Here is a 24447-nt window from a genome sequence, read left to right as displayed (position 1 = left end):
GCTTAGTTATCATTCAATTAATAGGCAGGATAACGTCGTGTTTTACTGTCATGTACCATTGCCACGGACAACGCGAAGGGTCAGACTGATGCGAGGGCGGACAATCGCAGGAATCCTCTGCGAAATTGTGAGTGGAATTATGTTTGTTGGTGCGTGGTGGTTCAAGAAAGCTACTGCTCACGACTTCACTGAGAATAACGGCCCTATGGTGTTGTGCATAGGGGCGTTATTTTTTGCAGTATCCGGTGCTGTGCTCTTGATCGCGGGGCGTTTAAGAAAACGCCGCCGTCTAGGAATGATTACTACTGTTGATTATGAATAACTCGCCGGTTGGTAAGTGTTCTTCAGTCAAGAGTCCATGGAAGCTCTGAACCTACGGCTTCAGCAATATTGCTTAGTCCATGAGCACGCAATTGCGCAGCTATCCCAAGATGTATATCCCGGATCCAATCAGGGCCACCGTAAATAAGTCCCGTATAACCTTGCAATAAGGTTGCGCCTGCGGCAATTCTTTCCCAAGCTTGCTGGGGAGTCGATATTCCACCAACACCGATAAGGACTAGGTCTTTTCCAACTCGGGCGTAGAGCTGTCGAAGCACATACAATGAACGTTCTGCCAGAGGTGCGCCAGAAATACCACCTGCGCCCATATCTTCAACAGTGCGCGTTGGGGTGACCAGCCCCTCTCTAGAGATGGTGGTGTTCGTTGCTACGATTCCGTCTAGCCCTAGTTCAACAGCAAGGTCTGCAACGGCATCGATATCATCGGCACCTAGATCCGGGGCAATTTTAACTAGCACAGGGGTAGACGTTGTTTCCTGCACGGCTTTTAAAATAGGGCGCAGTGAATCAACCGCCTGTAGGTCTCTTAGTCCTGGTGTGTTGGGAGATGACACATTGACCACAAGGTAGTCTGCGAGATCGCCAAGTAAGGCGGCTGATCTGCGGTAATCGTCTATCGCTTTTTCCGCCGGCACCACTTTAGTTTTGCCAATATTAATGCCGATAACGTCTTCAGAAGTACGGCGGCGTAGATTTCCAGCTACCTGAGCCGCACCCGCGTTGTTAAAACCCATGCGGTTGAGGATGGCTTTGTCTGCGGGTAGACGGAAAAGACGCGGCGTAGGGTTTCCAGGCTGAGGCGATGCAGTCACAGTTCCCAACTCTGCGTATCCAAATCCCACAGCAGCCCATGCATCGGGGGCATCTCCGTCTTTGTCAAAGCCCGCAGCAAGACCTAATGGGCGGGGAAACACGGTGCCAAAGACTTCCTGCGACAATATTGGATCGTCAACGGCCACAATTTTTCCCAGAGCCGTGTTGATAGGGCCGGCAACCTGCAGAACGTTCATTCCCTTGCTGATGATGCCATGGATACGCTCAGGGGGCATCGTAAACATTCCTTTGAGCGCGAGGTTGTACATCTTCGTACGGAGTGGATGCTGAGGGATCGACATGGATCAAATGAGCTTTCTTTTGGTCAAGAGGGGATGAAAACTTAGGGTTTAATAATTTGGAGACCGTCGCCGGTAGCAGAGCCTGCAATCACGGTGGCGTCGTCAAGCACCACCATCGAATGCACATCCGCAACGGAGGAGTAATGGCGCTTCCGCTCTGCAGTTCCGCTTGAAATGCTATACGCAGTTAGCTTGTTATCAGAGGTCGTGCTCACCCACGCCTGTTGATTCTTTTTATCCCAAGCTACCGCCCATGGGCTTACTCCTACGGGAGAGGACTGATGAAGTCTGATCACTTCTTCTGCGCCATACACCATCAGCTGGCCGCCAATAGTGTCGGATGCTAAGAGAATTGATTGTTCAGCAGGAGCAATCTGTCCGACTCCACGCCCAACACGCAACAGAGCACCACTTTCACCTTCTGACCAGCGAATATCCTGAATGACGGTATGCTCATTGTTAACGCGAGCCACGGCATCAGGCTGACCATCCACAGGTATAGCAACAATCTGGTTGGTGATGAATTCTGTCTTGATGCTCTGGGGGGCTTTATCGCTGCGATACACTTTCAAACTCGCTGTATCTGAGTCGCCCGCGATGATCTCTCCGCTTGTCGTTTTAGCCGCGACTGTTGCGGGCTCTTGAGTGGCCACATCATGAGTATCAGGAGTCCGAGCATGGACAACATGCACTCCATCGGGGCATGGGAGGATAAATTCCTGGGCAGTTGCAGTGAGCGCACCGCAGGCTTCTTGTACATCAATCTTTGTTTGGGTTCCCTCATAAAAAGCTTTGGTAGGCCCCACGTGAAGCACAGTTTTTTCTCTCACAGCAAGGATATCCCCAGCCTTTTGCAGCCCTAGGATGGATGCAAAAGGAATAACCTGTCCTGACGGCGAGGAAGAAGCCGGTGACTTTTGTGCCGTCGCATTTCCTTGTACCCCGGAATCTTGTGGATTAGGACCATTTTCTTTCGTACAAGCAACAAGGCTTAAAGATAGTGCGAGCATCCCCGCGATCGCAGTTCTTTGGACTCCCGACGTGCTCTGTGCGTTTCTCACACAGAATGACCCTACCAGCATGTAGCTCCTGATAACGCCATATGACCCCGCATCTTTGCCCCTGTTTTGTGGTTGAGCAAGAAAAGCGCATATTCAACCAGGTACGATGACTCGATTAGAGGGTTACGTCGTCAAAAGCCTTGGAGATTGTACGAGGAATGGTTACGTCCGCGCTCGTAATGAGTTCTCGGCAATGATGCGTTGTACGAGGAGTCGCAATCATAGCGCTAATACCTGGTTGGCTAATGACCCACGAGGCCGCCGTGATAGCTGTGGAGATACCCAGCCCCTCAGCAGCAGTCTTCAGAGCTTCGACTACGGCGTGGCTTTCTGGGATTAAGCCATGCACATCTGCATAGACCTCGGGAGAGGCTGCACGTGAGGTACCAGGAATATTCCTGCGGTACTGACCACTGAGCACTCCCTGAGCTAAAGGCGCGCCGGCTATAACTCCGACACCCAAGTATTGGGCAGCAGGCAGCAGATCAGTTTCAATAGAACGCTGCAATAAGTTATAAGGAGCCTGCGCAGAAATGATATCGCGGTGACGTGTTACAGCAAGCTGCCAACCGTTGTAGCCACGCACGCCCGCATAGCGCACTTTACCCACTTGGATCATATGCGCAAGGGTGTCGGCGACTTCATCTGGTGGGGTATGCGGATCCCAATAGCCCACGTTCCATAGATCTATGTAATCCGTGTTTAGGCGCTGCAAGGTGGTGTCCAATTGGTGCAGGAGATTACGTCGTGAGCAATCTACTCGTTGTCCAAAAGGCGCCGCAGGATTTACGCCGCTGCTTACAGAGACAACAAACTCATGGCGGTCGGTGACGAGCTGACGCGCAATGATGTCAACAGCGCTGGGGGAGACGTCGATAAGCGTCCCACCTGCGTTGCGGAAAACCTTGAGTATCTCCGTAGCCTCCGATTCGGGAGTGCTGCGTCCCCATGTTGTTGTACCGAGCCCTAAAGTAGACACTCTTAACCCGCTTGAACCGACTGTTGCTTCTCTCACCATCTCCACAGTAGAGTACGGTGATTCTTTGTGACTGAATCGATCATCCTTGCCGACAGCGTGTCGACGGTTTCTGCAGCTTCTGCAGATCAAATATCTTGGGCGCAAACCATTGTTTTATCGATTGTGCAGGGGCTTACTGAGTTCTTGCCGATCAGCTCTTCTGGCCATCTGCGAATTATCTCCCAACTTTTTTGGGGGGAGGATGCTGGGGCAAGCTTTACAGCAGTAGTCCAACTCGGAACAGAACTTGCAGTGCTGGTGTACTTTGCTAAGGACATTGCAAAGATTGTCGCTGGTTGGTTCCGAGGCTTATTCAATAAGGATGCACGCGGTTTTGACTACCGCATGGGGTGGATGGTGATCGTAGGAACTCTTCCCGTGGTCATCATTGGTGTTTTGGCTAAAGATCTCATCCGTGACGCATTCCGTAATCTGTGGATCACAGCAACGGTGCTCATTCTCTTTTCATTCGTCTTCATCGCTGCCGAAAAATTCGGATCGAAGAAACGTAACTTTGAAGAATTGACGATGAAAGACGCCATAATCATGGGCCTTGCACAGTGTCTTGCACTGATTCCAGGAGTTTCCCGTTCCGGCGGAACAGTCTCTGCTGGCCTCTTTGTAGGGCTCGACCGCGAAGTTGCTACGCGCTTTAGCTTCTTGCTGGCGATTCCTGCGGTATTGGGTTCCGGGCTGTTTTCGCTCCCCGACGCCTTTGCCCCGGATGCCGGCCAAGCCGCATCGGGAATGCAACTATTGGTAGGAACGGGCATTGCTTTTGTGTTGGGATATGCGTCCATCGCATGGCTGCTTAAGTTCGTGGGCAACCACTCGTTTAGCTGGTTCGCGGTGTACCGCATCCCCGTTGGTTTATTGGTCATGGGGCTGCTTGCTACTGGAGTCCTTGCTGCTTAAACAGCATTGAAAGATCACGTGCCTGCTCGCAACAGGCACGTTTTCTACGTTAAGGAGTGCTCTGGGCCGCATTGAGTTCGGTCAAGAGCAGTGATAGCGGTTATTCTGGTTGCCATGAAATCATGGCCCGCACCAAAAATCCCAGCTGTACCGGGAGAAAAAGTAGCGCTTTCCCTGTACGACACAGCTGACCGCGTGATTAAGCCGGTGGACTGTAGCAATGGGGAAGTCGGTGTGTATGTGTGTGGCATTACTCCTTATGACTCCACGCACCTAGGGCATGCAGCGACATACCTCGCGTTTGATCTCATTAACCGGCAGCTTATCGACGCCGGCCACACCGTCCATTTTGTGCAAAATATTACGGATGTGGACGACCCGCTTTTCGAGCGTGCGGAACGCGATGGCGTGAGCTGGCAAGAACTGGGCACTGATCAGATAAACCTTTTCCGCTCAGACATGGAAGCCTTATCCGTGGTTCCACCCCGCGACTACGTGGGAGCGATGGAATCAATCGATGAAGTCATCGAGATGGTCCAGACTCTGTTGAACAACGGTTCCGCTTACATCGTTGAAGTCGATCAATACCGCGATATCTATGCCTCGATCTCTGCAACGAACCATTTTGGGTATGAATCTAATTATTCGCGTGCCCTCATGGAGGAATTCTTTGCAGAAAGGGGCGGCGATCCTGACCGTCCGGGGAAGAAAGATCCCCTCGATGCATTAATCTGGCGATCTGCACGTGAAGGTGAGCCTTCCTGGGAGGCTCCTTTTGGTGCAGGACGTCCTGGATGGCATATCGAGTGCTCTGCGATCGCTACCAATAGGCTTGGGCATCATTTTGCTATCCAGGGCGGAGGTTCCGACCTGATCTTTCCGCATCATGAATTTTCTGCCGCACACGCGGAAGCAACCCATCACGTGCACAGGATGGCCAACCACTACGTGCATACCGGAATGATCGCCTTGGACGGCATGAAGATGAGCAAATCTTTAGGCAATCTTGTTTTTGTCTCTCAGCTCACAGCCGACGGACATGATCCTTCTGCTATCCGCCTTGGTCTGTATTCCGGCCACTATCGGGCTCCGCGTGAATGGTCTGATGAGATTCTTTCTGACGCAGAAAAGCGCAGAGAACTATGGATTAATGCCGCAAATGCAGCAACAGATCTGGAAGCCGCTCAAGGCCTCGTGCACAACATCAGGATTCGCTTGTCCCAAGACCTTGATACCCCGAAGGTGCTTGAGGCTGTAGATACATGGGCAAAAACAGTAGGGACGGTAGAGGAGAATGGGGCTTCTCATAAACGAACCTCAGCCGGCGATCTGGTGGCATGCGCCTTGGATGCTCTTTTAGGCGTGAAAATCTAGTCCTTGCTCGAACTGCTTTAAACAGCAAAAACAAACATATATCGGCTAAGACGATGAGGAAGAATGACATCTCGATTTCAGTGCGAGGATAGTATTGCTGAATTTATTTCAGATCTCCGTGCTTTTGCCACCGGCAGCTATCTTCAAAAAGACGAATTGGAGTGGTGGGATCCGCCATTTGAGGTAAGTGCAGTATCTGAGATTGAGGGGCTTCTTCAAGATTTCGCCCAATCACTTATCCCGTTGTCTCAGCACAGTAGTAGCCGTTCTGAGGATCAGGCTGCGTCTCTTACTCACTTAGACTTTGTAGCGCGCGTCGGCGTGTTGTTTAGTGATATTGATGCAGTCAATCATTCATACGGATATGCCGTCATAGAGGCAGAAGAATACGCCGACCTCCAGCGGATCATTGAAAAAGCCGCAGAGGAAATCGGGTTAACCGCCGAAGAAATAGCAGATTTACCCACCTATGAAGAAGCTATCGCATTGGAGGACGAAGATTAGCTGATTCGGTATGAACTCCGGAGCCTCTTTGTGAATATAAAGCATCGTCTCGTCATAAAATATTGACTCAGTTCACACAATACGTACTAAGCTGTCTAGTCAATGACTAGAGCAACTATACCTTTCCGGACAGATTTTCTTGACGCAATGAAAGACCGCGTTCTCATTGGCGATGGAGCCATGGGAACACAGCTGCAAGCATTTGACCTCGATGTGGATAAAGACTTCCTTGGCCTGGAAGGCTGCAACGAGATTCTTAATGTTACGCGTCCAGATGTCGTGGCTCAGATCCATCGTTCATATTTTGAAGCTGGCGCTGATCTCGTTGAAACAAACACCTTTGGATGCAACCTTCCCAATCTTGCTGATTACGGGATTGCAGAGAGGTGTCGTGAGCTTGCTTATGAGGGCGTTCGAATAGCTCGCAACGTTGCCGACGAGCTCGGCCCCGGCCGAGATGGCCTTACTCGTTTTGTCCTCGGCTCTATGGGGCCCGGAACAAAACTTCCTTCCCTTGGACACGCACCTTTTGGCGAGTTGCGTGAGTACTATACCGAAGCCGCTACCGGGATGATTGAAGGTGGCGCCGACGCCATTCTGGTTGAAACTGCCCAGGATCTGCTTCAGGTTAAAGCTGCTATCCATGGCTGCCAGCAGGCATTTGAAAAAATAGGGATCAAGATCCCTATTGTGTGTCATGTAACAGTAGAGACCACAGGGACCATGCTTTTAGGTTCCGAAATTGGGGCTGCACTCACTGCTCTTGAACCACTGGGGATAGACATGATCGGTCTCAACTGTGCGACTGGGCCTGACGAGATGAGTGAGCATCTTCGCTTCCTTTCTCATAATGCAGGCATCCCGGTCTCAGTGATGCCTAATGCAGGTTTGCCAGTGCTCGGCAAAAATGGTGCCGAATATCCACTTTCTGCTCGGGAGTTGGCAGCAGCGCTCAAAGGTTTTGTTAACGATTATGGGCTCAGCATGGTTGGAGGGTGTTGCGGTACCACTCCGTCCCATATCTCAGCGGTTCGGGACGCTATTGTTGGAACGGCTAACGTCCCTGCAGCTCAGCAAGCGCAGCGAAACCCAGTGGTGGGGGATGCCGTATCTTCTCTCTACACCAGCGTGAACCTTACTCAAGATACTGGCATCACGATGATCGGAGAACGCACCAACGCGAATGGTTCTAAAGCATTCCGTGAAGCGATGTTGGCAGCGGATTGGGAGACCTGCGTTGATATTGCCAAGCAGCAGACACGCGATGGTGCGCACATGCTCGATCTATGCGTGGACTACGTAGGTCGCGATGGGCGGCAAGATATGGCCCAGCTAGCGTCGTTACTCTCTACAAGTTCGACGCTACCGATCATGATTGATTCAACAGAGCCTGGTGTCATCCAAGTCGGTCTTGAGCACTTGGGTGGTCGCTGTGCTGTGAACTCGGTTAACTTTGAAGACGGCGATGGCCCCGACTCCAGGTATCAGCGGATTATGCGCTTGGTTAAGCAACACGGGGCTGCGGTAGTAGCGCTTACGATTGACGAGGAAGGTCAGGCGCGTACAGCTGCTCAAAAGGTTGCTATCGCAGAACGCCTCATTACGGATATAACTCAGACCTGGGGGCTCAAAGAAGATGACATCATCGTCGATTGCCTCACTTTTCCTATTTCTACCGGGCAAGAAGAAACTCGTCGGGACGGTATTGAGACCATTGAGGCGATTCGAGAGCTCAAGAAGCGTTATCCGCGTATCCACACGACGCTGGGGCTTTCTAATATCTCATTTGGCTTGAACCCTGCGGCTCGTCAAGTCCTTAATTCAGTTTTCCTCAACGAATGCATCGGTGTTGGTCTCGATTCGGCTATTGCGCACAGCTCCAAGATTCTGCCGATGAACAAGATAGATGAGGAGCAGCGTCGTGTAGCTTTGGACATGGTTTATGACAGGCGTACCGCGGATTACGATCCTCTGCAAACTTTTATGCAGCTCTTCGAGGGCGTATCCGCCAGCAGTGCAAAGAATGCTCGCGCTGAGGCTTTAGCCGCAATGCCCCTCTTTGAACGTATCGCACAGCGGGTCATCGATGGCGAGAAAACAGGTATTGAGGCCGACCTCGATCAGGCTATGACAGAAAAAGAGCCGCTGGGGATTATCAATGAAGACCTGCTTGAGGGAATGAAAACTGTGGGAGAGCTTTTCGGCTCTGGGCAGATGCAGCTTCCTTTTGTGCTCCAATCTGCTGAGACGATGAAGCACGCCGTTGCCTATCTTGAGCAGTTTATGGAGGCCGAAGACGACACGGGTGGGAATGGAACGATTGTCATCGCTACGGTGAAAGGAGATGTTCATGACATAGGCAAAAACCTCGTCGACATCATTCTTTCTAACAACGGCTTTAACGTAATCAATATCGGCATCAAGCAGCCTATTTCCAATATTCTAGATGCTGCTAAGGAGCATAATGCCGACGCTATTGGTATGTCGGGCTTGCTGGTCAAATCTACCGTGATCATGAAAGAAAACCTGCAGGAAATGAACGCTGCAGAGGCTTCCCATTTTCCCGTTATCTTAGGTGGTGCTGCTCTGACCCGTGCATACGTGGAAGATGATCTCACTGAGGTGTACAACGGCAACGTTTATTACGCCAAAGATGCGTTTGAATCACTTCGCCTGATGCAGGAATTTATGGCACGCATCAGGGGAGAAGGACTCGATCCCAATTCACCTGACGCGATTAAAGCTGCCCTGAAGAAAGCAGAGCGTAAGGCGCGTAAAGAACGTTCCAAGAACATAGCCGCTGAGCGCAAGGCTAAGGCTGAACCGGTAGTGGTTCCCACCAGGTCCCAGGTATCGGAAAGCTCACCTCTTGCCACTCCGCCTTTCTGGGGCACACGGATTGTCAAAGGCCTGAATTTGTCCGAGTACCTGCCGTTACTCGATGAACGCGCCTTGTTCATGGGACGATGGGGGCTTAAAGCTACTCGTGGCGCAGCAGGCCCATCCTATGAAGAGCTCGTGGAGACTGAGGGGCGACCGCGGTTGCGCTACTGGATTGACCGGCTTAAGGCCGAAAAAATCTTGGACCATGCAGCTGTAATCTACGGTTATTTTCCTGCGGTGTCTGAGGGAGATGACGTCATATTGTTGGAGTCACCCGACCCCAGCGCTGCCGAAATCGCTCGTTTTACGTTTCCACGACAGCAACGCAGTAAATTTCTATGCATCGCCGACTTCATCCAGTCACGGACACGTTCTCTTGAACAAGGAACTGTAGATGTGTTCCCACTTCAGCTCGTAACTATGGGGCAGCCCATCGCCGACTTTGCCAATGAACTTTTCGCGGCAGATAACTATCGCGACTACCTAGAAGTACATGGAGTCGGCGTGCAGCTCACTGAAGCCATGGCAGAGTATTGGCATGCGCGTGTGCGGAGCGAGCTAACGTTGAGCGACGGCTCTTCCGCAGGAGACAAAGATGCAAAAAATCTTCAGCGCTTTTTTGACCTAGATTATCTGGGGGCTCGGTATTCTTTTGGCTACGGCTCTTGTCCCAACCTGGAGGATCGAAAAACTCTGGTTGAGCTGCTGGATGCACAACGCATCGGCGTTGAATTATCCGAGGAACTCCAGCTCCATCCAGAGCAATCAACAGACGCATTCGTGCTTTATCATCCGGAGGCGAAGTACTTTAACGTCTAGCTAATAAAACGTCTACGAGGAGGGCGCGCGTAGTAAGAGCGCACAGCTTATCGACGTAACCAGCGCCCTGCCAGCTAGACTAGTGCGCATGCTCGAAGCAATTTTGTGGGATATGGATGGAACCTTAGTCGATTCCGAAGGCATCTGGGCGGAAGCCACGTTTGCTATGAGCGAAGAGATGGGGAAACGACTTACCGCCGATCAACAACGGCAAACCGTAGGCGCAAGTTTTGATTTCACGCTACAGTTGTGCGCGAATAATGCCGGTCTCGCACTTGATGCAGATAGTCGAGAGTTCTGGGAAAATCGTCTTTTCTCCCAGGTATCGGATTTATTTGCAACGGAACTAACGCTCAAGCCTGGTCTTTCCAATTTGCTCAGCTCTGCAGGTCACGCTGGGCTTCCTATGGCTATTGCTACCAATACTGTGCGTCGAGTAGCACAGCACTCTATTCGCGCCATCGGCGAATCTTATTTTGACACCACAGTATGCGGGGATGAAGTGGCTAACCCCAAACCGGCACCTGATATCTACTGTGAGGCGGCGCGCCGGTTAAAAGCTCAGCCACATAACTGCATTGCTTTTGAGGATTCCTACAACGGTATGCTTTCCGCGCTTGCAGCAGGATGCATAGTGATCGGTGTACCTGAGCAAGACGGCATGCGCATCCCCCAAGGGGTAACACTTATGACCGACATTCACGGTTCTACTGATTTTTCTGGCGTCACGCTAAACACTATTGAGGGATGGTTCAACAAACTTTCCACGTAGTTAACGGAAAATATGTCACAATTGCTGCGTGAAAAACTTCGACTCTTTGTATGCAGAACTCCTTGATCGCGCCCGCACCCGTCCAGAGAATTCTGGAACTGTCCACGCCCTCGATTCGGGAGTGCATACCCTTGGCAAAAAAGTCATTGAGGAAGCCGGAGAAGTATGGCTCGCTGCAGAGTATCAATCCGATGACGAATTAGCAGAAGAAATCTCGCAGCTGCTGTATTGGGCCCAAGTAATCATGGTTAAACGGGGTTTGACTCCCGAAGACGTTTATAAGTTTCTGTGAGACTGGGAGCCAGACATGCTTAAAATAGCCATTCCCAACAAGGGATCACTTTCCGAAGCCGCCGTGGAGATACTTAAAGAGGCCGGTTATGCGGGGCGCGGGGAGTCAAAAACTCTCAATGTTTATGACAAAAATAATGACGTTGAATTCTTTTTTCTCCGGCCAAAGGACATTGCAATCTACGTAGCCGGAGGACAACTCGATTTAGGAATTACTGGCCGTGACCTTGCATTAGATTCTCGCGCAGAGGTCTCAGAAGTCATGCAACTTGGCTTTGGTTATTCCACATTTAGATATGCTGCTCCTGCAGGAGAAGCATGGGAACCACACGACTTAGCAGGGAAGAGGATCGCAACGTCCTATCCCAACCTCGTTCGTGATGATCTTGCGAGCCGAGGCATCGATGCTTCCGTCATACGGCTTGACGGCGCCGTTGAGATTTCCATCAAACTTGGTGTAGCCGATGTGATCGCTGACGTGGTTTCTACAGGTCGTACGCTGCGTAAGCAGGGTCTTGCCACTTTTGGCCAGCCGTTGTGCGAATCCGAGGCTGTGGTTGTGGGCCGAAAAGGCAACGCAATGGATGAAGAACAGCGGATATTCCTGCGAAGAATAGAAGGAATTCTCCACGCGCAGAATTATCTCATGCTCGATTACAACATCGATCGTGACCGGTTGGAAGAGGCGAAGAAAACCACGCCAGGAATCTCAGGCCCCACCGTTTCACCTCTTGCTCGTGATAATTGGGTAGCCGTACGCGCGATGGTGCCACGTGTCCAAGCCAACCACATCATGGATCAACTAGCCTACCTGGGGGCTCAGGCTATCCTGGCATCAGAAATCCGGATCGCGCGTATTTGACACACACTGGTTTTCTTGGGCTTTCTTATCTGAAGATTGAAAAGAAAGCCCTTATCTTTTTCTTCCCAAAGACTGAACCTAAAAGTGTCCTGCCGTAAGAATTTGGCCTGCGTCCTGCATAAAATTCAGACGTCTGACATTGTGATCAATCTTTCATACACAGAAAATATTTCTTACTGGATTAAGTTTGACCTTGGCTTTAAGGTGGAGAGGTTTCCCTCCATTTATATCGCTTATGCATGTGGAAGGCGGCTACCTAACAACCTACAGGTTGCTCCTTACTGAGGGGGTAGGGCACGATAATAAAAGTGATTGGAAATGATGGCGTCAGATGACAGTGATCGCGATCATTGACAACCCGGTTTTGTTCTACGGTTTAAACCGCCCGCATCTGCGTCAAGCAGACGTCCTTATTAAAGGCCAGGAGTAAAAGTGGTTTTTGTCCACATCATCATCGTTCTCGCCGCGATTGTTCTCGCGCGCGCGCTCGGTTCTATTGCGATTGGATTCGCAGGCGGCCTTGGCGTTCTTCTCCTAGGAGCAACAGGCGTACCTGTTACTCGTGAAGACATCCCCTTCGACGTCATCGGCATCATCATGGCTGTTATCGCAGCTATTTCTGCAATGCAGCGCGCCGGCGGCATGGATTACCTCGTGCATCTTGCAGAGAGAATGCTTCGGAAAAATCCCAAGCACATCACATATGTGGCTCCGGTAGTCACCTACTTAATGACCCTCTTTGCAGGCACCGGCCATACCGCCTTTTCGACGCTCCCCGTCATCGTCGAGGTCTCCAAGGAATCCGGTGTACGTCCCTCGCGTCCACTGTCGATAGCAGTGCCAGCTTCCCAGATGGCCATTACTGCCTCCCCAATTTCCGCCGCTGTAGTCTTCTTGGCCACTGCGCTTGAACCGCTTGGCGTGGGTTATCTCTCCCTGCTTGCTGTGGTTATTCCTTCAACGTTCTTAGCCATCTTCCCAACCGCTTGGCTTTGTAATCGTCTGGGCAAGAACCTAGAAGATGATCCGGTATATCAGCAGCGTCTAGCCGAAGGTCTTGTTGCTGCACCAGGTCAGAAAGAGAAGTACATCCCGACTAAGGCTGCAAAGCTTTCTGTATGGATTTTCCTTATCGCCATTCTTGCCGTGATGGTGTACGCGACCCTCATTTCCGATCAGGTCGGTCTCATCTCCGATCCTTCGCTTCCTCGCAATGAAGCAATCATGGCCATGATGCTCACTGCGGCGACCATCACTGTCATCCTGTGTAAAATTCCAGCAGGGGATATCCTCAACACGCAGGTATTCCGTTCTGGCATGTCCGCATGCGTGTGCGTACTAGGTGTGGCCTGGCTAGGTACCACTCTTATCAACCACTACATCGATGACATCAAGGGATTCTCCGGCGATATCCTGGAAAGCTCTCCATGGATGCTCGCAGTGGTCCTTTTTGCTGCTGCAGCTCTCCTTTATTCTCAGGCAGCTACGGCAAAGGCCCTTATTCCAGCAGCGCTGGCCATCGGAGTATCGCCGCTGACAGCCGTGGCATCCTTTGCAGCCGTCTCTGCATTGTTCGTTCTTCCCACGTACCCCACGCTCCTTGCAGCTGTGGAGATGGACGACACCGGATCAACGCGGATTGGCAAGGCCGTGTTCAACCACCCATTCCTGATCCCGGGAACCGTGGGCATCGCTATTGCAGTCGCCTTGGGCTTCCTCTTTGGCAGCGTTATTCTTTAACCCCTGCCATTTCGGCTTAGTCACTTAACGGTGGACGTCGAAAAGCTATAAAGGAAAATTCCCTAAGGCCAGTGTGTAACAGAGCACTGGCCTTAGGGAATTTTTATAAAATTAAAACCATGTGGGCGCAATCTAATCGCCCCATAGAGGGGCAAAGCTCCTTAAACGGGGGTACATAATAGGGGGTAGTTTTAGGGGGTTGATAAGTGGTGAGCAATACCACATTGATTTCCATTAGGTTGTCTGTTTGAACAATATCGTTCTGACATGGATAAACGCCTTTAATATCTACCTAATAGCAGGTAGGGGGCATGTTTTTAGCCTGCTTCAAGCAGAAAAATAATGGTTCTGTGACGTACCCTTGGGGAGTCAGAAATAAGCCCTGAACCTAAGAGAGGTATCAATGGCAGAGAGCAAGAACAGCCGCATTGAGGTTGACCTACTCGGTGAAATGGAGGTCCCCAACGACCTCTACTACGGCGTGCATACCCTACGCGCGATCAACAATTATCAGATCTCCGGAAAAACTATCAATGAGATTCCTGAGTTCATCCGAGGAATGGTCCAGGTGAAGAAAGCCACAGCGCTGGCTAATCACCGCGTGCGCGCGCTTCAAGGCGTGAAGAAAGATGCCATTGTATGGGCCTGCGATCAGATCATTGATGAAGGCCGCTGCATGGACCAGTTCCCAATCGACGTCTTCCAAGGCGGCGCTGGTACATCGGTCAATATGAACACCAACGAGGTTGTAGCTAACCTTGCGCTAGAACACTTGGGACACGAAAAAGGCGAGTACAGCGTTATCAATCCTAACGATGACGTCAACATGTCTCAGTCCACAAACGATGCCTATCCAACGGGCTTCCGCCTCGGCGTTTACTACTGCATGCAAACGCTCATCCATAAGCTGGACGAGCTCCGTGCAGCTTTCGACGCCAAAGGCGAGGAGTTCTCCGGCATCCTCAAGATGGGCCGTACCCAGCTGCAGGACGCCGTTCCGATGACCCTGGGTGCTGAGTTCCATGCTTTTGCTAATAACCTCGCAGAGGAGCAAGCAGCACTCAAGACCGCATCCGAGTCCATGCTTGGCGTTAACCTAGGCGCTACCGCTATCGGTACCGCCCTCAATACCCCTGAGGGCTTCACCGAGGCTGCGGCCAAGGCGCTAGCAGAGGTAACTGGTCTGGAAATTGTCTCTGCACTCGACCTCATCGAGGCAACGAGCGACACCGGCGATTACGTCCTGGTTCACTCTGCAGTCAAACGCGCTGCTATGAAGATTTCTAAGATCTGTAACGATCTTCGCCTGCTATCTTCGGGCCCGCGCGCAGGCATCCACGAGATTAACCTTCCTGAGCGCGCAGCCGGATCATCCATCATGCCGGCCAAGGTCAACCCAGTTATTCCCGAGGTTGTTAACCAGGTCTGCTTCAAGGTGTTTGGCAACGACGTCACGGTCCTCATGGGTGCGGAAGCTGGGCAGCTGCAGCTTAACGTCATGGAGCCAGTCATTGCTTCGGCCATGTTCGAGTCGATCCAACTCCTAGGAAATGCAGCGGACACCCTTCGTGAGAAGTGCATCGACGGAATTACCGCTAACCCCGAGGTTTGCCAGGGTTACGTAGATAACTCTATTGGCATCATCACCTACCTGAATACGATCATTGGACACCATAATGGCGACATTATCGGTAAAGAAGCCGCAACCTCTGGTCGTTCAGTTCGTGAGCTCGTTCTTGAGCACAATCTGATGAGTGCTGAGGAACTGGACAAAGTTCTTTCCCCAGAAAACCTCATGAATCCAAAGTTTACTGGTAAACTTTACGATGATTAGTAGCCCCCGACTAAGCGTTTAACAATCGCTTAGCCCAGACCCCGCCCCGCGTACCGTGGAGCGGGGTCTTTCGGTTACTCTTGAGCTACGTCACCGACCCTGAAACAGGAGTGTTTACCCGACCATGCCCTCAGACGTCCAGATCGCCCAGGCTCACACTCTGGAGCCCATCGTTGACATTGCAACGCGTGCTGGAATCAGCACAGAAGCTCTCATTCCTTACGGCAAAACAAAAGCCAAAGTTGATATCACTGCAGAAGAACTCCAACCAGATGGCAAGCTCGTGCTAGTAACTGGTATGTCCCCAACCCCTGCAGGAGAAGGTAAATCCACTGTCTTGATCGGCCTCTCCGATGCGATGCGGTTGCGCGGACACAACGCCATTGTTGCTATCCGGGAGCCTTCCCTCGGCCCAGTCATGGGGATCAAAGGTGGTGCTGCTGGAGGTGGATATTCTCAGATCGTGCCCATGGAGGACATTAACCTTCATTTTACGGGTGATTTCCACGCGATTACATCCGCGAATAACACCCTTGCAGCAATGATCGATAATCATATTCAGCAGGGTAACGAGCTAGGTATCGACGCACGACGTATTACGTGGCAGCGCTGCTTGGACGTTAACGATCGCTCGCTGCGCAACGTTGTCACCGGTCTTGGTGGGAAGCCTCATGGCACGCCTACCCAGACCGGTTTTACAATTACGGCTGCAAGCGAAATCATGGCGATTCTATGCTTGTCCACCGACTTATCGGATTTGGAAAAGCGGATCTCTCGTATCGTGATCGGACAGAGCTTTGACGGTAAACCGATCACTGTAAAAGAGCTGAACGCACAGGGTGCAATGACGGCTTTGCTGCGCGATGCGATTAACCCCAACCTCGTTCAAACCCTTGGCGGAACCCCCGCTTTTTGCCATGGCGGGCCTTTTGCCAATATTGCTCACGGTTGTAACTCTCTTATTGCAACCAAGACTGCTTTGCATTATGGTGATGTCGTTCTTACGGAGGCCGGTTTTGGGTCCGATCTTGGTGCAGAAAAGTTCTTTGATATCAAGATGCGAGCAGGAGAGCTCTCGGCTTCAGCTGTAGTCATCGTTGCTACTATCCGATCTTTGAAATATAACGGTGGTGTTGCCAAAGACCAGCTCACCTCAGAGAACCTTGACGCTCTCAAGCAGGGAATAGTCAACCTTGAGCGGCACGTAGAAAACATTAGAAACTTTGGTGTGGAGCCTGTTGTAGCGCTCAACATGTTTACCTCTGATACCACCGCAGAGCAGAAGTATATGGAAGATTGGGCGGCTGGCTTTGGGGTGCGATTGATTCCAGTGCAGGTCTGGGCTAAGGGAGGGGAAGGGGCTCTTGAGCTCGCCGATGCGGTGGCCGACATGCTGGGACAATCTTCTGAACCGCTCTATGACCCAAGCCAAGGACTGGAGGCTTCTTTAGAGACTATCGCTACAAAAGTCTATGGCGCTAAAGAGGTCATGTTGAGCAAAGAAGCACAGCGAGACCTTGACTATCTCAAGGACAACGGCTGGGATACGCTTCCCGTGTGCATCTCAAAAACCCAGTATTCCTTTAGCGATGATCCCACGGAGTTAGGTCGTCCCGAAGGGCACATACTGCACGTGAGAAGCTTGCTGCCTCGGATTGGTGCTGGGTTCATCCTGGCGCTCACTGGTGACGTCATGACGATGCCAGGCTTGCCCAAGCGCCCAGCAGCCGAGAAGATCACCGTAGAAAACGGAAACATCCACGGTTTGTTCTAGCTACGGTAAGAAGCCACGGCGTTGTACGCGCCACAGAAAGCAATCAAACGCCGTGGCTAATCGGAATCACTTTCAGCAGTTTGGGCTAAGTCCCAGTCTTCTTGCCTACGCACCCACAACTCTGGCGATTCATGGAAAAGGTGTCCAAGACCAAAGGCGATCACATCGTTTACTGGAATGTGTCCAGCAATAAAACGATCCGCCATAGTCTCTGTAATGTGCAGTGACTTTGCCAGGTCATAGTGTGAGAGCTTCCGGGGTTTAAGGTAATCCGCATCAAGGATCTCACCTGGGTGCCGAGGCGTTGTATCTCGTTTGCTCAACACTATCAGCTGACCTTTCAGACTATTTCTGGTAAATAAGGGCTGCTTTCCTGTTCCTAGGCTCATCAATAATGCGGAAGGTGGATACCTTTTGCCCACTATTGATCAAAGAGCTTAGAGCCCAAGAAAATGCGAAAACAGCAGTCTTGTTTAGCTTAGGTCGAACTTTGGCATGTCCACTAGCTTGGTTAGGCTGACATATCAACCTTTTGGCTGATATATACAGACTTACGCTTAAGTAGAAGGGCATCCTGGGTATTCAGGTGGCGTACCACCAAAAGCGGGGCAGAGTGACTGATGGGAACACCAGCCGCACAACTTTGACGTCTTGGGGCGGAACACCCCTGTCGCTGCGTCGCCAAGTATTTTTTGCCACAGGTCGCCAAGATCTCGCTCAAAGTACTCCAGCTCCTCTTTGGAAGGCGTAAGAAACATTGAATCGGTGACTTTGAGATACATCAAACGGAGCTGATCTGGGATTTTTCCGTAAAGCCGCCAATACACCAAAGCGTAGAACCGCATTTGAAAGATAGCCTGTTGGCTAAAACGCGGTATCGGTTTTTTGCCGGTCTTATAATCAACCACTCGGACTTCGCCAGTAGGGGCTATGTCCACACGGTCTATAAAGCCACGTACAGGAACACCGTTAGGCAACTCAGCAGATATATACATCTCACATTCGTGGGCATCAAAGCCCTGAGGGTTTTCCATTTCAAAGTAGCCTCGAAGAAGCGTGCGACATTCCACCAGGAAATCGTGAGTCTTATGCTCTGGAACAAGTTCTTTAAGCTCATCATCTTCATCGCACATTCTTGCCCACTGTGGCTTCAGACGTTTTACGGCAGCAGGGTAGAGCCGCTGCTCACGCGGCCATGCATGCATCTCTTCCAACACCGCGTGGACCAAGGTCCCTTTAACCTGCGCAACAGTCTTTGGTTCGGGCAACTTATCAATAGCTCGAAAACGATAGAGCAACGGACATTGTTGATAGTCATTGGCACGCGACGGGGATAACGCTAGGCCTTTTGGGCGTTGAGGCTGTGTCTCACCGACACTCGTACCGCTTACTTCCGGAGTGGTGCCTAGAAAGGATGTCTCAGAAACCGCGTTGTTAGGATTAGTCACAGAACCAGCAATCTTTTGAACGTGGAAAGTACTACTTGCTCCACCACGATAAGCGGAAAACCACATTGAACCAAAAGTGGCGAGGCTTCACCTGTCACGCCGCAAGACAATCAGTATCGCTAAGGTAAAAGCCATGACCAATCAGGAGATAAAGATGGATTCCGGCAGTAATAGCAGCACCACTGACCACCAGGCGGTTGAGACTTTCGCCTGGGATTGTGTCAGCTACATCGCCAATTCTCCGAGTTCTTTCCATGCCGCGCAACAAGGCGCATTAATCCTCAAAGAAGCAGGCTTTGAGGAGGTAGAAGAAACTCAAGAGTGGAACGCCTCACCTGGCGGGCACTATCTTATTCGCGGTGGGGCACTCATGGCATGGTTTGTGCCGGAAGGTGCTTCTGAAAAATCTGGTTTCCGGATTATCGGTGCACATACTGACTCGCCTGGTTTTAAGCTCAAATTATCTCCTAATCTTCAGTCAGCAGGCTGGCAACAGGCAGCTGTGGAAGTCTACGGCGGCCCGATTCTAGCTTCATGGCTTGACCGCGAGTTGGTTCTCGCGGGAAAGCTAGGGCTTAGCGACGGCACTACAAGGCTCGTAAGCACCCCACCAGTTTTAAGAATCCCCAGCTTGGCGATTCACCTGGACCGGGACGCCAATAAAGCCCTCACACTTGATAAGCAGCGCCATATGCAACCAGTCTTTTCGTGTGGGCATCCGGATCTCAGCATCCTGGATGTACTGGCGCACGCTGCCGATGTACAAGCAGAGGACATTATTTCCCACGACCTCATCACCGCAGATGCCCAGCCGGGCGAAATCTTTGGGGCAACAAACGATTTTTTGGCTAGTGGAAGGCTCGACAATCTTTCCAGCCTTTACCCTGGACTCTGCGCTTTGGTTGAGGCCTCGCAAGACGTAGTGGTCGGCAAAAAGGGGAGCCCAGACATCCTCGTGCTTGCAGCCTTTGACCATGAAGAGGTTGGCAGCGCGACTGTTACTGGAGCTGCAGGCCCAATATTGGAAGACGTGATTTATCGCACCGCAACGGCTCTGGGGTCGAATAACGAGGGCATCCGCCGAATGATTGCTGCATCAACGTGTGTTTCTGCGGACGCTGCACACTCTATCCATCCCAATTATCCGGAGCGTCACGACCCTACTAATTTCCCGGTTCTAGGTTCGGGACCAGCTTTAAAAATTAACGCGAACCAAAGGTATGCCTCTAATACAGAAACGGAAGCCTTATGGATTCAGGCTTGCCAGCGCGCTGGTGTTCCGTCGCAAGTGTTTGTGGGCAATAACGCTGTTCCCTGTGGCTCCACCATAGGACCGATTACAGCGACTCGTCTCGGTATCCCCACCGTAGACGTAGGGGTTCCATTGCTCTCCATGCATTCTGCTCGTGAACTAGCTAGTATCTCCGATATCCATATGCTAATGCGGGCATTGCATAGCTATCTGGTAGGTTAATCGCTCATGGCAAACTCCGGACCCTTCCAACCTGGTGATCGCGTCCAGCTCACCGATCCAAAGCGCAGGCATGCAACCATCGTTCTGAATGCAGGCGACAAGTACTTCACGCATAAAGGCGCTATCAACCACGATGACATCATCGGGGCGCAAGAGGGGAGTATCGTCAAGTCGGAGCAGGGATATGAGTATCTTTGCTTCCGACACCTCATGGTGGATCATGTGTTGTCTATGCCTCGCGGCGCCGCTGTCATCTATCCCAAAGATTCAGCGCAAATCTTGGTCGAAGGCGATATCTTCCCAGGGGCGAGAGTTCTGGAGGCAGGCGCAGGGTCCGGAGCGTTATCTATGGCACTTCTCCGCGCGGTAGGGGAAAAGGGCACGGTTTTCTCCTACGAAATCCGCGAAGATCACCTGGAGTATGCAGAAAACAATGTCGATGAGTTCTTTGGTGGTCGTCCCGCAACATGGCAACCGCGCCTAGGAGACTTTAGCGATATCACCACAGATGAACTCGGCGGGCCCGTCGATCGCATTATTCTGGATATGCTTGCGCCCTGGGAGTGCCTAGAAACAGCCTCAAAGCTTCTTATCCCCGGCGGTGTATTCATGACCTATGTGGCAACGGTGCCACAATTAATGAAGGTCATGGAGGGCATCAGGGAACAAAAATGCTTTACAGAGCCCCGCGCCTGGGAATCTCTTGTTCGTGACTGGCGCGTTGAGGGACTAGCTACCCGCCCTGAACACCGCATGAACGCACACACTGCTTTCCTTGTCTGGACACGCAGGCTTGCCGACGGCGTAACCCCGCCACGTCCACAGCGACGTGCCCGAAAATAATTTTGGGTCAGGCTAAATTAATTAAGCTGCATCTCATGGAGTGACCATCATAAGTGATGGTATTCAGGGAGGTGCAGTTTCTTTATGCGTGATCGTTTTAGCTGGTAGGGGAGCCAGGCTTGCTTTGCAGCAACCACTAAAATCAACCCCGCCTCCTCACCGTGCGTGTTGGTTAGTAAGGTAAGCATCATGCATTCAGCTCAAGGGAACGCTCGCGCAGAGGAATTAAACGATCAGCTGCACAACACTGAGGAACTCAAGGCAGCGCTCCGTCGACAGCAAAAGACAGCGGATGATTTAAGTGCTCGGAACGCCAAATTAGCCGAGTTGCTCAAAGTCTCCCGTAATAAGCTCATGGTGTTGAATGAGCAGATTGAGGACTTAGCTACGCCGCCGTCCACGTATGGCACGTTCTTGGAGTTTTCTTCAGACAAGAAGACGGCAGAGGTTTTTACAGCGTCGCGTAAGATGCGCCTGCAGATTTCTCCGCTTGTTAATAAGTCCTTGCTGGTGCCAGGCGTGCAGGTTCGTCTGGGAGAGGCCAGCCACGTTGTAGAAGTTTGTGACTTCGATTCCACCGGTTCCCTGGCGACCCTCGTGGAGATGATAGGGACAAACCGTGCGCTGGTCGCGGACTATAACGGCGAAGAGCACATAGTGCGGCTAGCGGCCCCTTTGCTAGAAACCTTTTGCAGGCAACCGCGTGCAGGGGACACGCTTCTGGTCGATTCCCGAGCTGGTTATGCCTATGAGGTGATCCCCAAGACGGAGGTCAGCAAACTAGCGCTCGAAGAAGTCCCAGATGTCACGTACGCCGATATCGGCGGCCTTGATGATCAAATCGAGCAGATTCACGATGCCGTAGAGTTGCCTTTCGCGCACCCAGAGCTCTACCGAGCTTACGATCTTCATCCCCCCAAAGGCGTGTTGCTTTATGGTCCTCCCGGCTGCGGAAAAACGTTAATTGCCAAGGCCGTCGCGCACTCATTAGCGCAGCGCATAGGGGAGGGAAATCAAAGCTATTTTATTAACGTCAAAGGCCCAGAGCTCTTAAATAAATACGTGGGTGAAACCGAACGCCGGATTCGGCTCATTTTCGAGCGCGCCCGCGAATTAGCAGAAGAAGGGCGCCCCGTCATCATTTTCTTTGATGAGATGGAGTCTATCTTTAGGACTCGTGGCTCAGGGGTGAGCTCAGACATGGAGACAACCGTTGTTCCTCAGCTGCTCACAGAGCTCGACGGCGTGGAAAGCCTAAGCAATGTCATCGTTATCGGTGCCACTAACCGCGAAGAGCTCATTGATCCCGCTATCTTGCGTCCCGGTCGATTAGACGTGAAGATCCGAGTCCAAAGGCCCGGTAAAAAAGCAGCTCAGGATATATTCTTTAGGCATCTCACAAAAGATATTCCGGTCACAGAACCAGTCGCCGACCTTATCCACACCACAGTGAACTATCTTTTTGCGGATAAGCCTTATGTGGAACTAACGCTTATCGACGGCACCACGGAGATCCTGCATTACCGTGATTTCGTCTCCGGCGCCATGATTGCCAATATCGTCGACCGTGCGAAAAAATACGCGATCAAAGAACACATTGCCGGGCATGGACGAGGAATCGCTGCCGCGCATCTACTCGCCGCAGTAGACGCAGAGAACCGAGAAAGCGAGGATCTGCCTAACACCGCCAATCCAGATGAATGGAGCCGGATCACCGGTAGACAAGGCATCCGGGTAGCCCACGCTAGAGTTTTAGGAGGACACCGGTGAGATTCATCGGAACGGAAACCGAATATGGCATCGCAACTCCCTCGGATATCACGTTAAGCCCCATAGTGACGTCCACCCATGCGGTTGTCTCCTTCAGCATGAAAGAACGCTGCGCTAGCGGCGCACGCTGGAATTTTGCAGCCGAGCATCCTTTAAGAGACTCCCGCGGTTTTGACCTGAAAAGGTACCATAGCGTCCCGATCATAGATCCCAACGCTATCGGCGTAGCCAATGCCGTGCTAACCAACGGCGGACGATTCTATGTGGATCATGCACACCCCGAGTACTCATCTCCCGAGACTACAAACGCATACGACGCCATGCTTTACGACGTCGCCGGCGACGTGATACTCAACCGTGCAGCTGAACTCGTCGCAGAACAAACCGCGGCGGGGGAATCCATACTTGAGCATCATGATCCCTGCCCACCCCTTAAAATTTATAAAAATAATGTTGATGGAAAAGGCGCAAGCTACGGCAGCCATGAAAACTACTTGTACCATCGCGACACTAATTTTGATCGACTAGCGCAATCGCTTATTCCGTTTTTCGTAGCCCGGCAAGTCGTTGTAGGGGCAGGACGCGTGGGCCTCGGTCAACTGGGAGAAAAAGCTGGCTTCCAGATCTCGCAACGTGCAGATTATATCGAGCAAGAGATTTCCCTTGAGACAACACTCAACCGAGGGATCATTAATACTCGTGATGAACCCCACGCCGCTGCAGAACGCTACGGCAGGCTCCATGTGATCATCGGGGATGCCAATATGTCCCACACCTCGATTTTCCTCAAACTAGGGATGACAGCGCTGGTCATTGATGCGATAGAAAAAGGGGTTGACTTCAGTGACTTGAAACTCAGTAACGCTGTGGCCGAGGTAAGCGCAGTGTCCCGCGACCTAGAGCTATCGCATCGTTTGACGCTATCTGATGGCCGAAAACTCACTGCCCTTGAGTTACTCGCACAATATCGCGAAAGGCTCAACGCCACTACTGACGTGGAAAAACGCGTAATCACTACGTGGGATGAAGCCGTAGAGGCACTGAGCAAAGGTCCACAGCATGCTGCGCATCTACTCGATTGGTGCGCCAAACTTGCGCTCATCCGATCATACGAAGCCCGGGGAGTCTCCATCGCAGACGCCAAGATAAAGCTCATCGATCTGCAATATTCTGATATCGACCCCGCCAAGAGCCTCTTTCATGCCTTGGTACGCAAAGGAAGAATGCGCACCCTAGCCACGCCCGAAGAGATCACTCATGCCGCATGGAAGAGTCCTTTAGACTCTCGCGCCTATTTCCGAGGGCATGTGATCGAATCATTGCCAGGCAAAATAGTGGCCGCTAACTGGGAAAGCATCATCATCGCCGATGGCCCCTCCCATGTGAAAATCGCTCTCCCACAACTTGATACCCTCTGCTGTTCTTCTTCCAAAGAAGCTTTTGCAGACCTCAACGGCAATGTTGACAGCCTCATCCAACGGATCGAGCACCTTGCGCCAGTAGAAAGATTGCTGCCTCAATCAGAATAAACCGCACCTCTTTTACACACGCGTAAGATCACGTTACGTTAGCCTAAGTTGTAATGAACGCAGTCCACCAAGACCCAGG

Annotated in this window: 20 protein-coding genes; 15 read left to right on the top strand and 5 right to left on the bottom strand. The window is 51.6% G+C overall.

Going from position 1 to position 24447, the window contains the following annotated elements:
- Positions 1–88: 88 nt before the first annotated feature.
- Complete coding sequence (locus tag CULFRC11_RS05640; RefSeq protein WP_013911491.1) at positions 89–322, top strand: hypothetical protein; 234 nt, start codon at positions 89–91, stop codon at positions 320–322.
- A 22-nt stretch (positions 323–344) separates the two neighbouring features.
- On the opposite strand, the gene CULFRC11_RS05635 is transcribed toward CULFRC11_RS05640, so the two are convergent.
- The 3 genes from CULFRC11_RS05635 to CULFRC11_RS05625 form a co-directional block, all read right to left on the bottom strand.
- Positions 345–1457, bottom strand: a complete 1113-nt coding sequence (locus tag CULFRC11_RS05635; RefSeq protein ID WP_038620555.1) for a quinone-dependent dihydroorotate dehydrogenase — start codon at positions 1455–1457, stop codon at positions 345–347.
- Between the two features lie 41 nt (positions 1458–1498).
- Positions 1499–2539: a hypothetical protein gene (locus CULFRC11_RS05630; protein WP_023635703.1), complete on the bottom strand. Its 1041-nt coding sequence runs from the start codon at positions 2537–2539 to the stop codon at positions 1499–1501.
- 94 nt (positions 2540–2633) lie between these two features.
- Positions 2634–3536: an aldo/keto reductase gene (locus CULFRC11_RS05625; protein ID WP_031270285.1), complete on the bottom strand. Its 903-nt coding sequence runs from the start codon at positions 3534–3536 to the stop codon at positions 2634–2636.
- 27 nt (positions 3537–3563) lie between these two features.
- Between CULFRC11_RS05625 and CULFRC11_RS05620 the strand changes: the two genes are divergently transcribed.
- The 10 genes from CULFRC11_RS05620 (at position 3564) to CULFRC11_RS05575 (ending at position 17304) form a co-directional block, all read left to right on the top strand.
- Positions 3564–4451 (top strand): undecaprenyl-diphosphate phosphatase, encoded by an 888-nt coding sequence (locus CULFRC11_RS05620; RefSeq protein WP_014525764.1) that lies wholly within the window; start codon positions 3564–3566, stop codon positions 4449–4451.
- 114 nt (positions 4452–4565) lie between these two features.
- Positions 4566–5825, top strand: coding sequence for a cysteine--1-D-myo-inosityl 2-amino-2-deoxy-alpha-D-glucopyranoside ligase (gene mshC, locus CULFRC11_RS05615; RefSeq protein ID WP_031270283.1), 1260 nt, complete (start codon positions 4566–4568; stop codon positions 5823–5825).
- A gap of 63 nt (positions 5826–5888) precedes the next feature.
- A complete protein-coding gene (locus tag CULFRC11_RS05610; RefSeq protein WP_023635700.1) occupies positions 5889–6329 on the top strand; it encodes a hypothetical protein in 441 nt (146 codons plus the stop codon).
- 102 nt (positions 6330–6431) lie between these two features.
- The gene (metH, locus tag CULFRC11_RS05605) at positions 6432–10031 is read left to right on the top strand and encodes a methionine synthase (protein ID WP_023635699.1); all 3600 of its coding nucleotides are present in this window, start codon (positions 6432–6434) and stop codon (positions 10029–10031) included.
- Between the two features lie 88 nt (positions 10032–10119).
- Entirely contained in the window at positions 10120–10803 is a 684-nt protein-coding gene (locus CULFRC11_RS05600; RefSeq protein ID WP_023635698.1) for an HAD family hydrolase, read from the top strand.
- 28 nt (positions 10804–10831) lie between these two features.
- A complete protein-coding gene (locus CULFRC11_RS05595; RefSeq protein ID WP_013911482.1) occupies positions 10832–11095 on the top strand; it encodes a phosphoribosyl-ATP diphosphatase in 264 nt (87 codons plus the stop codon).
- Positions 11096–11110: 15 nt separating this feature from the next.
- Complete coding sequence (hisG, locus tag CULFRC11_RS05590) at positions 11111–11956, top strand: ATP phosphoribosyltransferase (protein ID WP_023635697.1); 846 nt, start codon at positions 11111–11113, stop codon at positions 11954–11956.
- A 432-nt stretch (positions 11957–12388) separates the two neighbouring features.
- Positions 12389–13696, top strand: coding sequence for an anaerobic C4-dicarboxylate transporter (locus CULFRC11_RS05585; RefSeq protein ID WP_038620551.1), 1308 nt, complete (start codon positions 12389–12391; stop codon positions 13694–13696).
- Positions 13697–14099: 403 nt separating this feature from the next.
- Complete coding sequence (gene aspA / locus CULFRC11_RS05580) at positions 14100–15530, top strand: aspartate ammonia-lyase (protein ID WP_014525758.1); 1431 nt, start codon at positions 14100–14102, stop codon at positions 15528–15530.
- 124 nt (positions 15531–15654) lie between these two features.
- A complete protein-coding gene (locus CULFRC11_RS05575) occupies positions 15655–17304 on the top strand; it encodes a formate--tetrahydrofolate ligase (protein ID WP_023635696.1) in 1650 nt (549 codons plus the stop codon).
- Between the two features lie 56 nt (positions 17305–17360).
- Here CULFRC11_RS05575 and CULFRC11_RS05570 read toward each other — a convergent pair whose 3' ends face one another.
- Together CULFRC11_RS05570 and CULFRC11_RS05565 are read right to left on the bottom strand one after the other, a co-directional pair.
- Positions 17361–17630, bottom strand: a complete 270-nt coding sequence (locus CULFRC11_RS05570; protein ID WP_014836370.1) for a HigA family addiction module antitoxin — start codon at positions 17628–17630, stop codon at positions 17361–17363.
- Positions 17631–17861: 231 nt separating this feature from the next.
- Entirely contained in the window at positions 17862–18752 is an 891-nt protein-coding gene (locus CULFRC11_RS05565; RefSeq protein ID WP_031270282.1) for a RecB family exonuclease, read from the bottom strand.
- A 154-nt stretch (positions 18753–18906) separates the two neighbouring features.
- On the opposite strand from CULFRC11_RS05565, the gene CULFRC11_RS05560 reads away from it, so the two are divergent.
- The 4 genes from CULFRC11_RS05560 to dop all read left to right on the top strand — a co-directional run bounded on the left by CULFRC11_RS05560 (position 18907) and on the right by dop (position 24368).
- Positions 18907–20226, top strand: coding sequence for a M18 family aminopeptidase (locus CULFRC11_RS05560; RefSeq protein ID WP_051373202.1), 1320 nt, complete (start codon positions 18907–18909; stop codon positions 20224–20226).
- Positions 20227–20232: 6 nt separating this feature from the next.
- Entirely contained in the window at positions 20233–21069 is an 837-nt protein-coding gene (locus CULFRC11_RS05555; protein WP_038620548.1) for a tRNA (adenine-N1)-methyltransferase, read from the top strand.
- A gap of 189 nt (positions 21070–21258) precedes the next feature.
- Complete coding sequence (arc, locus tag CULFRC11_RS05550) at positions 21259–22839, top strand: proteasome ATPase (RefSeq protein WP_023635692.1); 1581 nt, start codon at positions 21259–21261, stop codon at positions 22837–22839.
- A complete protein-coding gene (gene dop / locus CULFRC11_RS05545; RefSeq protein WP_023635691.1) occupies positions 22836–24368 on the top strand; it encodes a depupylase/deamidase Dop in 1533 nt (510 codons plus the stop codon). Before arc ends, dop begins: the two co-directional genes overlap by 4 nt.
- Positions 24369–24447 lie beyond the last annotated feature (79 nt).

Origin of the sequence: Corynebacterium ulcerans, assembly GCF_000767685.1 — a bacterium.
GTDB lineage: Bacteria > Actinomycetota > Actinomycetes > Mycobacteriales > Mycobacteriaceae > Corynebacterium > Corynebacterium ulcerans.
This window is presented reverse-complemented; position numbering and strand designations above follow the sequence as displayed.